Genomic DNA, 13,387 nt, shown 5'->3' on the forward strand with positions numbered 1-13,387 from the left:
TTTAGCAAAAATTATAATAGCCGCTCTATTGAGATAAAGTTCTTAAAATAACTTGGCATGATTATTAAAGTCACCCGATACAATCGACTATTGGTAGCATCTGTTAAATGATAAATTATGGTATTCCCTGCTCCTTCAAAATTCCACCCAAACGGTGAACCACTTGCAGTAGTTGTATAAGTAACTGGTGTGCCCGTATAACTTGTATTAGCGGTACCTGATTGATTTGTATAAACTCCTTGAACATATAAATTTAATGTGCCTGATACAGTTGCCAAACTCAATCCACGAGGAGCAGAAGTTGTAACTGTTGCCTTAAGGTTGTCAAGTGTAACAAAGGTGCCGGCATCTACAAATGCGGCTACTTTTACGGTGACGTTTCCACTTGGATCCGTTAAATTAATCTTACCTGTAATATTCACACTTCCACTATTGTCAATTCTTACTCTTTCTGTGCCTGCAGTTCGCATAACTATATTGCTGTTCATATCTGGAACCGTAGCGGAATATCCTGATAAATCTATGGAGGATTGTTGAATAGCATTTGTTCCACCACCTGCTGAAAGCCTTAAAAACCCGTCATCTTGTGCATCAATTTGAGAAGCGCCACCTCCAACGCCTCTGATTTCATAATTTCCAATGGTACTGGTATTCACGGAAGGCCTAGTAGAAGTATTCCCCAAACCAGATGCGATTCTTACGCCACCACCCGCAATATTTAAAATTGCTGTTGGAGTATTAGTTCCAATGCCCACATTCCCCGAATTATCCACTCGGATTCCCTCATTCCCTCCATCATTAGAGAGGTAATTATTATTAAGTTGAATATTAGCTGAAGCAAGGTGTTGGTTAACAGGAAGATTTCCTGCTACTAATTTGTAATACACTCTATCATAATCTCCTGAATCTCGATTCCCAGTACTATTCACATATACATTATAGGTAACGCCTGCTTGCAAATTCGCCTCTATCTTTCCGTTATATTCAACATGAACCGTATTGTTATAACTAGTTTGTGCATCTGTGCCAATATCGGTAGTGCCCTGTCTAACTTTATAAGTTATTGTGGCATTAGAATAACCAGTACAAGAAAAATCAAAAAGATACCTCCCTGAAACAGATACCGTAAAGGAATACCCGTTTGTATGCCCAATTTTTCCAGAAACTGCTGAATAGGCTTCCCCATATAATTTTACCAAATTTGAAGCAGCTACTCCACTCCCAGTCGAAGAAGCGGTAGCAATCGTTGCCCAGTTCGCTCCATTCCAATAATAATAGCCCGCTTGCAATCCAACAGATCCTACATTATAAACCATTAAGCCTTCTGCAGGAGAAGCAATTGTCGTTATGTCAGTAGCGCTAGTTAATGTGACGCGAGGCGGCAAAAACCCTTTATCCGAAGCTGAAACTTCTAGTTTAGCGGATGCATGGGGCGTGGTGGTGCCTATGCCGGTTTGGGCAAATAACTGAACTGAAAACAATAAGAGGAAGACTAATAATTTCATTTTTTATCTTGTACTCATTTTTATTACTTTTTAAAATCAACTATAACCCATACGAAGACCTTAAAAAAGAAAAATTAATTTTCACTTCGTCTACATTTAATGCTCTATTATATACCCGCATGCTATAAAAAGTACCTGGTCCATAGTCAGTTGCACCTGTACCACCGTTCGTATGTCTTGCACCAAAATAAAGTCCATTTGTACTAAGTCCTCCAGAAGGTGCAGTAAATGTTCCGGTTCCCACGCTAACGCCATCTTTGTACAAAACATAAGTGCTTCCAGAAACCACGAAGTCCCAGATATGAACAGTATTATAGTCATTCATCGGAATAGTTGATTGGCCGGATGGGCTTCCGATATCAATTCCAGTTGCACTATTAAAATAAGAAAGATAGCCTTTCCCCGTATTCCAAATTTCATTAGCCCATATGGTAGCCCAATAAGTAGTTGGATTGAACGAAGAGGCAACACTCACCGTAAAAGTATTTGGTAAATTATACCCGGTAGAAATATATGACCCAGTTGACGTGGTATACCCTCCGCCATTGGATGCCGTATAGGTAGGAGAGCCTACTAAGGTCGCATTATTTCCACTACCCGAAATGTCAGTCCACGTTATGCCGGAACTAGGTGGACTAGTTAAATTCATCACGAGTCCATTCTGAATAATACCGTAAATAGCCTTGTTCGCATCATAGTTTTTAAAAACTTCTGTTGCGGATAACGCTTTTTTATAGAGTCTAACTATTCCCATTTCACCCGTAAAATATTGCGAATACTCTCCTCCATTATAAGAGCCTAAGAATAAATTTGTTGTCGCATTTAATATCCCTCCCGAAATAGCAATCGCTTTTGTTTGCTTTAATACTCCATTGGAATACGTATAAATATTATTATTCGTCTTGTCCCAAACATAGACCATTTGAACCCAATTATTAGCTGCGAAAGTGTAGTTATCTGTAACTTGTGCAGTTGAACCATTACTAAAGTCGGCTCGGATAGCGTTAGCCCCAACTAAGCGCAAAGCATAGGAGATGTTAGCACCATTGCCGCCATTGTTATACTTTCCAAGCACCGTGCCTGAAGAACCTGAATTATTTAGCCATACTTCAATGGTCCAACTTCCCGTTCCAGGTTCTATCAAGGCATTATCTGGAATGCTTACTTGTGAATTAATACCATTAAAGGTGAATGCAGAATTACTGTATGTGATATTACTCATTGTCCCCGTCAATCCATTGCCAGTTAGATCAGAAATACTGGTCCCTGTTCCTGCGTAACTTTCTGTCGTGCTTGGATCATAATGTAACACTAAATTGTCAGAGGTATATACATTTGGCTTCACTAATAAGCCCATACGCAAAGTGATATGATTATTCCAGGCCACAGGTACCACCCTAATGGTCTTGGCAAATACACTAGTAGGGAAATTGATTCTAACATCATCAAGGGAATTCGTATTCACATCTGCATTTGTAAGAACTCTAGTCCAAGGAGCGCTACCCGTTAAGCTCGATTCAATGTGTGCTTTCGTTACCCATTGTCCTCCATTATTTGCTCGACCTTGAATAGCTACTCCTTTTATGTAGGCTGGAACATCATAATTTAAAGTTATCCATTGATTAGCATCATTTGCACTGGCAGCCCATCCTAAAGTGGCATTATTTAACCAAGGAGTGTAATGAAGTTGAGTAAATGTTGTTTCACTATTCCATGCACTTGATATTCCCCAATACGTCGGATTTGAATTCGTAGATGGACTATGAATGGTATAATCAAACTCCTCTTTTCGTGTCTCATATTCGGATAAAATCTCTTTATCAGTCAAAGGCAAATTATGGATTTTAAATTGTGCCAAATTAAAGTTGCCGTAAGCACTTGCACCCATATTGGTAGTCTCTCCTGCGCCGATGGCATAGTTTTGACTGGATGGCGGTATATCTCTTGCACCCGCTTGAGTACCTTGTAAAACCCCATTTAAATACCCTTTTACGGAAGTTCCATCATAAACTAAAGCGATGTGATGCCATTGATTTATACTTACAGCTGACGATGAGGTAATGATAGGTCCATTCCAAATTCGGTATTTTATAAATCCATTCAGTATTTCAATATTGGAGGCATGCCAACCTCCACTAGGTACATGTGAATCCAATTCGCTGACTAAAACGCCGGTGGTAGTAAGGGGGTAGAACCAAAAGCTCATTGTAAAGCTCCTTTGTGTGCTCGTATTGACTGATTTGAAATAGGTTCGAATGTTAGGTGTGGCCAAATATTGATTAGAGCCGTTGAAGGAGATAAAGCCTAACGAATTCATAAAAACGGGGGAATTATACAAGGTGGAATTACCTGAAGCGGTTCCCGCTAAATTAGTCGCAGTAGTAGCGCCCCGAGTAAAACCAGCTGATTTGGAAAAATCATAGTTCACAACGAGATTATTCTTTGGCAATAAAGAAGTCTGGATGGGTAAACCCATTTGAGCACTACTCAAAGTAGTAATGAGAAGAAAAAGAAATGCAATGAATGATTTCATATTTAGTTACTCATTTCACCCGTCACAAGAATACTATTACTTCCTAGATGAAGAATGCTAACGACCGAATATTGACTCGCGGTTTTAGTAAAGCCGGTTCTGTTTAAATATGTACCTGAAAAAGTAATTTGCCCAGCACCCATTTGGACCACCGTACAATTAAATCCAGTAGGTAAACCAGTAGGTATCGATACTGTAATGGCTGAAGCACTTGTAGATTGAATGACTTTGCCGTTGTCAGCGGCAGTAATTGAATAGTTAGCCGATATGGATGCTACATTCGCCGCAAATCCAGAAAGAGATGATGTACTAGAATTTCCCCCGGTAATCGTCCCAGTAGTAGAAATGTTTCCCGCCGTATAAGCAATATCGTTCCCAGAACGTGTCCAATTAGTATTTACGCGTGTCCAGGCTGGTGTTCCGGAAGTTCCAGCATTCACATAAAAACCTATTAACCCATCTGTCTGGTAAATCATTAGTCCGTTTGCAGGGGTGGGAATGCTTGTTTTTTGGGCATCTGTCATACGGGGTATGAGTAGGCCCTTATTGGTAGAAGCAATTTCCAACTTTGCGGAAGCATTAGGCGTGGTTGTTCCGATGCCGGTTTGGGCAAACGCGGCGGAAGAAACAAACAAGAAAAAGAAGATTAGTCTTTTCATTTGATTTTTGATTCTAATAATAACAGCCGGCTATCTAAATCCGTTTGCTTTTTCTTCAACTCCTCGATTTCCGCTTGCTGTGATTGAATTACTTTTAAGGATAACGCATGTAAAGCTTGGTAGTTCATTGACTTGGTTTGCATACTGTCATTGGCTGTTGAAACCATTTCAGGAAATAAAATTTCCACCTCCTGTGCAATCAATCCATATTGTTTGTGATTATTATCTGATCCATCATTCCAATAATAATTAACGGGACGTAGATTTAAATAGTTAGAAATAACCGCGCTATCTAAACTTGCGATGGTGTTTTTCAATCTTCTATCCGACCTTGCTGTCAAAACATTATAATAGACCCCAGCACAAGCAATATCATAGGTCATCAATCCGCCGCCCCAGCCACCTGGCCAACTTCCAATCGTATATCCTCCATCAGAAGGAATAACCACTCTTGATTGTCCGCTCCTATTTATAATTATTGCATTATTCGCCGCAGTTGAATTAAAGTCCCAGCTTGCATTGATGATTAATTGATCTGTCGGATTATTAATTCCCATGCTATAGCCAAAAGCTCCATTTATATCTAAGCTATAATAGGGCTTGCCACTCCCTGTCCCAGCAGTTCTTACACTGACTGTTGAGTTCGCCGTAGATGATGCATTATTTGTATTATACAAGACAATACTAGGGCTTGATGTAATGGCTGGAGTACCAAAGGTATTCCCGTTTTCAATGTGCAATGATGTTCCCGGTGTGGCCGTTCCGATGCCTAATTTCCCATCAGAGTTTAAAAACATTTTGTTTGTTCCATTCGTACCAAAAGCCATCGAACCAGTTGAAAATTGATTCATAAATGAAAGTTGCGTTGAACTTGCGAATGGGAAACCCAGATAGCCAAAGCGTGTGCTTGAACCCTGAGGATATAATTCCATATAAGCATGATCAGAACCCTCTAATCTCAAAATAGGGCCGTTTGATTTTATATGCAGTTTTACTGCAGGCGTGGTGGTGCCTATTCCTGTTTGGGAAAAGGCATAAAATGACACCAATAAAAGGAATGCAAGCTTTTTCATTTAATGTTACTTTATTTTTTAGAATAAGGCTCTCATGACATACCAATTTGTCCCATCTGAAACGAGTTTCATCCAGTTGTTGGAAGGCTCGATTCCTAAGGCCGCCCCAATAGCAGTTAAAGTGGAGCTATCTTGAATTAAATATCCTCCAGCAGATGCTATGCTTACAGAAACACTCGCCACATTTTTAATGGTTAATTCTCTTCCGGCTCCTAAAGTAACTGCGGAAGGAATTGTAATGGTTTGGCCAGAAGTAGAACCTGTATAGATAATATATGAAGCTGTAGATGTAGCTGTTCCGGTGGCGCTTAAAGTGGTAATTGAGCCGCCGGTATTTTGCCACGTAGCATTTCCGCTTGCATCAGAAGTTAAGACTTTACCAGCCGCTGCACCGGATGTTATTTTAACAGTACTACTGAATGTAGCAGCGCCTGTAGTTGTAAGTGCTGCTAGAGTTGTAGCGCCTGTTACTCCTAAAGTTCCCCCTATAGTTGAGTTCCCGGTTAATGTTGAAGTGCCTGCCACGGATAAATTACCTCCTACTGTCGCATTATTTGTAACACTTAAACTCGTTAATGTGGAGGTTCCTGCACTAACTCCACCGGTCAAAGTCAACGAAGTTCCTGTTGCCAGACCAATGACTGGAGAAACCAAAGTAGGTGTATTTGCAAACACCAAAGCACCAGTTCCCGTTTCATCTGTCATTGCGGCTAATAAATTAGCACTACTTGGTGTGGCTAAATAGGTAGCAACTCCCGTACCTAATCCACTTACCCCTGTTGCTATAGGTAGCCCAGTTCCATTCGTCAACGTAACAGAGGTAGGAGTTCCTAAAACCGGAGTCACTAACGTAGGACTAGTATTCAAAACCAAGCTCCCGCTCCCTGTAGAAGTCGTCGTTCCTGTACCGCCATTTGCCACAGCAATTGTCGTTCCACTCCATGTCCCCTGAGTGATGGTGCCTACAGAAGTCAAGCTTGAATTTGTTACTGTAGATTTCAATGTCGTCCCCGAAAGTGTTCCTGCGTCAGCAATGATCAAAGCAGATCCTGCAGCGGTCAAACGACCTTTGCTATCCACCGTAAATGTCGGGATGGCTGTAGTAGAACCATAAGATCCAGTAGTTACAGTTGTATTCGTTAAGGTGGCAGCAAAACTTCCGGTTCCTGTTCCCGTCATATCGCCTGTTAGGGTGATTGTCTGATCGCCCGTATTAGATCCGCTTAGAGTGGCAATGCCTAATTTTGTTTTAATCGTACTTGCGGTTTCATCTCCAGAATTCACGCCAGATGTATTTGATAATACTCCAGATTGTGCATCCGTTACATATCTTTTATCTAAACTGGATGCAATATCAACTGTGGTAGCGTCTGCCCCTGCGGTGATTAATCCCTTTGCATCAAATGTTAACTTGGTTTTAGTAGATCCAGTAATTGATGTATTCGCTGACACAAAATCCGTTGAATTACTATTCGCTGCTGTTCCAAAAGTTCGATAAGCTAACACATCCGTACCTATGACTAATCCTAAATTCGTTTTCGCTCCTGCGGCAGTAGTGGCGCCAGTTCCTCCATAAGTTACACCAATCGTAGACCCATTCCATGCTCCTGAAGTCAATGTTCCTACACCCGTTAAACTTGAGCCCGTTACAGTTGACTTTAATGATGTGCCAGATAAGGTTCCGGCGTCTGCACCGATCGTAATATCTGCACTTCCATCGAACGCAACCCCATTAATATTTTTAGTGGCAGCAAGTTTCGTTGCAGTGGATGCGTTACCTGTTAAAGCTCCGGTAAATCCTGTCGATGAAACTGACGTTAACCCGGTCACCGAAGTAACCGTCCCACCCAAGGTCATTATTGTCGAACCTAAAGTTGTTGTGCTTGTTGCTAATTGTCCCACAGTAATTCCTGCCGTCGGACTCAAGTTAGCGCTTGATAAGCCCGTGACCACAATAGATCCTGAAGCAATTGAAATACCTGAACCAGCAGTTAATCCATCTTGAATACCCAGACCAGTAATATTGGCTTTGGTTATATTTAATTTAGTGAAATCAATCGCCGCGGAGGCATCAACATCTGCATTCACAATGGCCGATTTAGTTGCCAAAGTCCCCAAACCCAAGTTCGTTCTAGCCGCTGAGGCAGTAGTTGCGCCTGTACCACCTTTGGCAATCGCAATCTCTGTTCCACTCCAAATACCCGACGTGATATTACCCGTTAACGATAAATCCCCCGTTAAGAACGTTTTAGCATTCGAGCTATTACCTAAAGTCACCGTGTTGCTTCCATGACCTATCGCTCTCATACCGATAACGACTTCATCCGTTCCTCCGCTAGCTAATGGCCTTGCGTCGTAACCTAGCAAGATACCATTATTCATCGTAGTGTTATTACCTGTGGCGCCTCCGTTTGGACCATAATTTCGGCCGGCAAAACCACCGACCGCGGTATTATTATTTCCAGATGTTAAATAGTCAATCGTAGCTGCACCAAGAGCAACGTTTACACTACCACCCGTATTTCTTTGCAATGCCTCGCTACCAACAGCCACGTTAAAGTTGCCTGAAGTATTTGCATTTAAAGCTGTTGCACCCAAGGCCGCGTTTGAAGCAACTGCTCCAGCACCACGTCCCACAGTTAAACCATTCACTGAAATATCAGTATTAAATGTAGCGGTATTTGTAAAGGTCTTCGCACCCGCAATCGTCTGCGTTCCCGTCGAAATTAATCCCGGATTACTTGCATCCGCAGCGGTTAAAGTTAAAGTCGTTCCGCTTATTGTTCCTCCATTCGAAGCTCCCGTAGTTGAGTACGCTAAAGTTGAAACGCCAGCCGTAATTCCTACCGTGCTAGCAGCGGTTAAACGACCTTTGCTGTCTACTGTGAATGTAGGGATGGCAGTAGAAGATCCATAAGTTCCTACGGTAACTGTAGTGTTTGTTAACGTTGCAGATCCCGTTACATTAGATGTTCCGTCAAATGGACCACTTGTGTAGGTCACATCCCCCGTTGTAGAGATGGTGCGGCCGGTTGCTAAGGCTGTTGCTGTTCCCGACAAAGTACCTGTTAAATTAGTCGCAGCTAAACTAGTTAAACCAGTTACAGAAGAAACCGTTCCTCCTAAAGTCATCGTAGTCGATCCTAAAATCGTTGTGCTATTCGCCAGCTTCACGTTCGTGATACTACCATCTGAAACGCCAGCTGAAGCAACTCTTCCGTCTACGTAATCCCTAATCAAACTTACGCTTGGATATTTTGTAGTAGAAGCAGCATCTGTTGTGATGTTTGTGCTCATGTTATCTACGGATTGAGCTCCTAAATTTGCTCTGGCATCTGCCGCGGTTGTGGCACCTGTACCACCTTTGGCAATATCAATCGTCGTAGCACTCCAAACACCCGAAGTGATGGTGCCCACACTTGTTAAACTAGACGCCGTCACATTACTCGCTAAAGTCGTACCCGTTAAGGTATTCGCATCTGCGGCAATTGTAATATTAGCTGACCCATCGAATGCGACGCCGTTAATGTTTTTAGTGGCCGCTAGTTTAGTTGCCGTACTCGCGTTCCCCGTTAAAGCCCCCGTGAATCCAGTCGCGCTAATTGTTCCACTCGTAATTACACTTGTCACTCCAGAAATACCTAATTGAATGGTATTGTTTGCACTAGCAATGGCACCGTTACCAATCGCTGTTGCATTATATAATGCTGCAGAAGCTACATCAGCTCCATATCCAATCGCCGTATTATTTGTTCCTGTGGTATTAGTTCCTAAAGTAGCTGCTCCTATGGCCACATTGAACCCGCCTGTGTTGGTATTTCCCAAAGCTTGTCTACCCACAGCCACATTGTAATCAGCCGTCGTATTGGCCACTAAAGCAGACGAGCCAACGGCAGTATTATAGCCTCCTCCTGCGTTACTATACATCGCAGATAAGCCTAATCCTGTATTTTCTACACCCGTTGTATTATTACGTAAGGCGTCTTTCCCAAAAGCAGAGTTGTAAAAACCGGACGTGTTAGAGGTTAACGATGATCCTCCAAAAGCTGCATTTGAATTTCCAATCGTGTTCGCTTGAAGTGAAGAAGTTCCAAAGGCCGCGTTAGAAGTAACATTCCCATTACCTAAACCTGCCGTAATTCCATTAAGTGAAATATCTGAATTAAAGGTAGCGATGCTACTAAATGTTTTGGCGCCTGCAATCGTCTGTGCTCCCGTCGAAATTAATCCAGGATTTGTTCCGTCCGCAGCAGTTAAAGTTAAAGTCGTTCCACTGATTGTTCCACCATTCGCAGCCGAGGTATTCGAATAGGCTAAAGTAGAAACGCCAGCCGTAATTCCTACTGTTCCGGCCGCCGTTAGACGACCTTTGCTATCTACCGTAAAGGTTGGAATAGCCGTAGATGATCCATATGATCCGGCGGTTACTGTCGTATTTGTTAAGGTGGCTGACCCTGTTACATTAGACGTTCCATCGAACGCGCCGCTGGTATAAGTTACATCCCCAGTTGTTGAAATGGTTCTTCCAGTGGCCAAAGCCGTAGCCGTACTCGCGTTCCCCGTTAAAGCCCCCGTGAATCCGGTCGATTCAATTGACGTCAATCCTGTCACCGATGTCACAGTCCCGCCTAAAGTCATAGTGGTCGCCCCTAATGTGGTGGTGCTATTTACTAATTTCGCATTTGTCAAACTTCCATCAGCAACTGCTGCAGAAGCTACTCTTGTATCCACATAATCCTTAATCAATTTAACGCTCGGATATTTATCAGTTGAGTTTGCATCCGTAGTTATATTCGTACTTTTATTTGTACTAGCCTCCGCTCCTAAGTTCGTTAAAGCTCCTGCGGCAGTCGTTGCGCCTGTACCACCTTTGGCAATATCAATCGTCGTAGCACTCCAAATACCAGAGGTGATTGTTCCTACACTAGTTAAACTAGAACCCGTAATAGTCGCAGCTAATGTAGTACCCGTTAAGGTTCCTGCACTAACCGTTGCTAAATTACTTTTCACATAAGCAGTAGTCGCCAATTGTGTCGAATTATCACTCGTTGCAGCTGTGGGAGCAGTAGGCGTTCCCGTTAATGCGGGAGATGCTAGTGGTGCTTTTAATAAGATATCAGATGTATTAGCCGTAATACTCGCCGTATTCGCCGCCACCGCATTCGTGTTTGACGTAATACTCGCCGTGTTCGCATTCACACTATTCGTTAATGTTAGCTCCGCAGCTCTAGCTGTCGTAGCCTCAGTTGTAATGGCGTTAGCATTTGTTGTAATCAATCCTGGCAAGGTCGCTATCGTACTCGAACTCACGCCACCCACAGAATTTACTGTCGTTGCAAATGATCCATTTCCAGAACCTGCAACATCACCCGTTAAGGTTGTGGTGAAATTCGCTGCCATCACATCCGTACCTATCACTAAACCTAGATTGGTTCTGGCACCTGCGGCGGTAGAGGCGCCTGTTCCACCTTTGGCAATCGAAATCGACCCATTTATTTTCGCTGAAGAAATACTATTATCCGCCACACCCGCATTTGCACTTTGTTGATCTACATAATCCTTGATCGCCTTAAATGAAGGGAATTTCGTGGTAGATGAACCGTCAGCCAAAACATCATTACTCTTATTCGCACTCGGTTCCGCGCCTAATGTAAGCAAGGCACCGGTAGCCGTAGAAGTTCCTGTACCCCCATTCGCGATGGACACGATACCCGTCACGTTCGCTGCATTACCCGTGATATTTCCAGAAGGGGTCGCATAATCGACTCCAGCCGTTAAAGCGGTTTGCTTGTTATTAAATGTGGTGAAATCCGCTGAGCTCAAGTATCCGTTCGATGTCGTAGAAGCAGCGGTCATGGATAAAACTCCTGAAGTCGTGTTGAAGTTCAGAGGTGCAACAGCGCTTATCGCATTACGAACTCGCGCATCCGTGAAGTACTTATTTGTAGCCCCTTCCGCCACTTCATTCGTAGTTAAAACTACGTTAGGTCCTGCAAAACCGTTAATGCTAGATACGGAAACCGGAGTCGCTAATGCGATCCAGTTTGATAAAGTCGTTGCTGGCAGCGCACTCAACACATAGTTATTATTATTGTCCGTTCTAATCGCAATACTTCCCACTTGAGCGCCAGCAATATTGGTCATCGTTGCATCTGAATTGACTACGTTAACGTTTTGGAAAGAAATCGCCGGAATCTGTACGGATGGAATTTTACCATTATTTCCTAAAGTTGCCACGCCATTGTTTGCGCCTTTTTCAGTGGCAGCCACGAAATCGGTAGCAGCACTGTTAGCAGCTGTTCCAAAGGTTCTTTGGGCTAATACATCCGTACCGATCACCAAACCTAAATTCGTTCTTGCTCCTGATGCTGTAGACGCGCCGGTTCCTCCGTTCACTAATCCGATAGTTCCAGATAAAGTGGAGGCATTCGTAGTGATGGTGATGTCAGCAGTTCCGTCGAAAGGCGTGCCGTTAATCGTGCGCGCTGTGGTTAATTTCGTAGCCGTATTTGCTGAAGTGGCCGTAGCCGCTAGAGTAGCCGTCGATGCATTTCCCGTAATATTTCCAGTCACTTTTGAACCTGAAACGGACGCAATTTTCGCATCAGTCACCGCTCCATCTGCCACCTGCGCAGTATTCACCGCACCCGCTGCTAGCTTACCTGTTGTCACCGCGCCATCGATAATTTTTGCCGTTGTAATAGAGTTTGCTGCAATAGCCGGAGCCGCTGCCGTTCCCGTTAGATCCCCCGCTAATTGTACAAACCCTTTCGTTGTTGCATTTGCATCTGGTGGCGTTACACCCACTGGAATCGTGATGTTCGTTGTACCGTCAAATGGCACGCCGTTGATGGTGCGCGGGGTTTCTAAAGCCGTGGCTTTGGCCGCTAAATTAGCATTATTCGCCTGATTCGCGAGGTTAGAAGTCGCGGTGCGTGAGTCGATATATTCCTTAATCGCCTTTACAGATGGGTATTTCACCGACGAAGCTGAGTCCGCGATGATATTTATCGACTTATTGGCTAAGGCTTCTTTCACGTCTAAGATGGCCAAAGTCGCCGTAGAAACTGGCTTGTCCGCATCCGCCGTATTGTCCACATTGCCTAAGCCTAAATTTGTCCTTGCGGCAATGGCATTCGTCGCACCCGTACCGCCAGATGCGATCGGTAAAACGCCTGCTAATTTTACGGCCGTTTCCGCCAAAAGCGTGTAGGGCACGTACGTCAATTTCTGATTACTTACTTCCGCGTAGCGACCCCCTTGATCAAAACTCACGTTCGTAAGGATATTTTTCGTGACACCATCCCAGCTCAACGAAGTGAAAGTTCCGGCTCTTCCGGTATTCACTCCTGCCCCTATCACTAGGTTGACCAGACCGTATTCATCCGTTTTGGTCTTGTGAAGCTCCTCGTATTGCAGCGTCGTTCCGGAATAAATCCCAAAACGGATCCATACGTCTTTGCTCACATAAGGCTGTGCAGAAATATCAGAACCCGGAATTTGAATCGGATTCGGATCGATGATGACGGCTTGATAACTGATTCCTTTGGTCTGCGAAAAACCAACGAAGGAAATCAAGGAGAATGCGATGAGTGATAAAAATTTCTTCATATAATT

5 protein-coding genes are annotated in these 13,387 nt (G+C 43.4%); all 5 read right to left on the reverse strand.

The annotated features are described in order from the left end of the window. Positions 1-11: 11 nt before the first annotated feature. The 5 genes from ACST14_RS08815 to ACST14_RS08835 are packed head-to-tail and all read right to left on the reverse strand — an operon-like array spanning position 12 to position 13,381. Positions 12-1,505, reverse strand: a complete 1,494-nt coding sequence (locus ACST14_RS08815) for an autotransporter outer membrane beta-barrel domain-containing protein (RefSeq protein WP_459462688.1) — start codon at positions 1,503-1,505, stop codon at positions 12-14. A gap of 40 nt (positions 1,506-1,545) precedes the next feature. Further along, positions 1,546-4,038 carry a LamG-like jellyroll fold domain-containing protein gene (locus tag ACST14_RS08820; protein ID WP_459462690.1) on the reverse strand — a complete coding sequence of 831 codons (2,493 nt, stop codon included), beginning with the start codon at positions 4,036-4,038 and terminating at the stop codon, positions 1,546-1,548. 2 nt (positions 4,039-4,040) lie between these two features. Beyond that, entirely contained in the window at positions 4,041-4,697 is a 657-nt protein-coding gene (locus ACST14_RS08825; RefSeq protein WP_459462692.1) for a hypothetical protein, read from the reverse strand. Continuing rightward, on the reverse strand, positions 4,694-5,770 hold the full coding sequence (locus tag ACST14_RS08830) for a tail fiber domain-containing protein (protein WP_459462694.1): 1,077 nt from the start codon (positions 5,768-5,770) through the stop codon (positions 4,694-4,696). The genes ACST14_RS08825 and ACST14_RS08830 overlap by 4 nt, the downstream gene beginning before the upstream one ends. 18 nt (positions 5,771-5,788) lie before the next feature. Then, the gene (locus tag ACST14_RS08835) at positions 5,789-13,381 is read right to left on the reverse strand and encodes a hypothetical protein (RefSeq protein ID WP_459462696.1); all 7,593 of its coding nucleotides are present in this window, start codon (positions 13,379-13,381) and stop codon (positions 5,789-5,791) included. Positions 13,382-13,387 lie beyond the last annotated feature (6 nt).

The organism is Aquirufa sp. A-Brett2-15D (assembly GCF_054558735.1).

Excerpts from the sequence above, each read along its gene's own strand:
- ACST14_RS08815 (WP_459462688.1), bottom strand. The coding sequence starts at position 1,505 with ATGAAATTATTAGTCTTCCTCTTATTGTTTTCAGTTCAGTTATTTGCC.
- ACST14_RS08820 (WP_459462690.1), bottom strand. The coding sequence starts at position 4,038 with ATGAAATCATTCATTGCATTTCTTTTTCTTCTCATTACTACTTTGAGT.
- ACST14_RS08825 (WP_459462692.1), bottom strand. The coding sequence starts at position 4,697 with ATGAAAAGACTAATCTTCTTTTTCTTGTTTGTTTCTTCCGCCGCGTTT.
- ACST14_RS08830 (WP_459462694.1), bottom strand. The coding sequence starts at position 5,770 with ATGAAAAAGCTTGCATTCCTTTTATTGGTGTCATTTTATGCCTTTTCC.
- ACST14_RS08835 (WP_459462696.1), bottom strand. The coding sequence starts at position 13,381 with ATGAAGAAATTTTTATCACTCATCGCATTCTCCTTGATTTCCTTCGTT.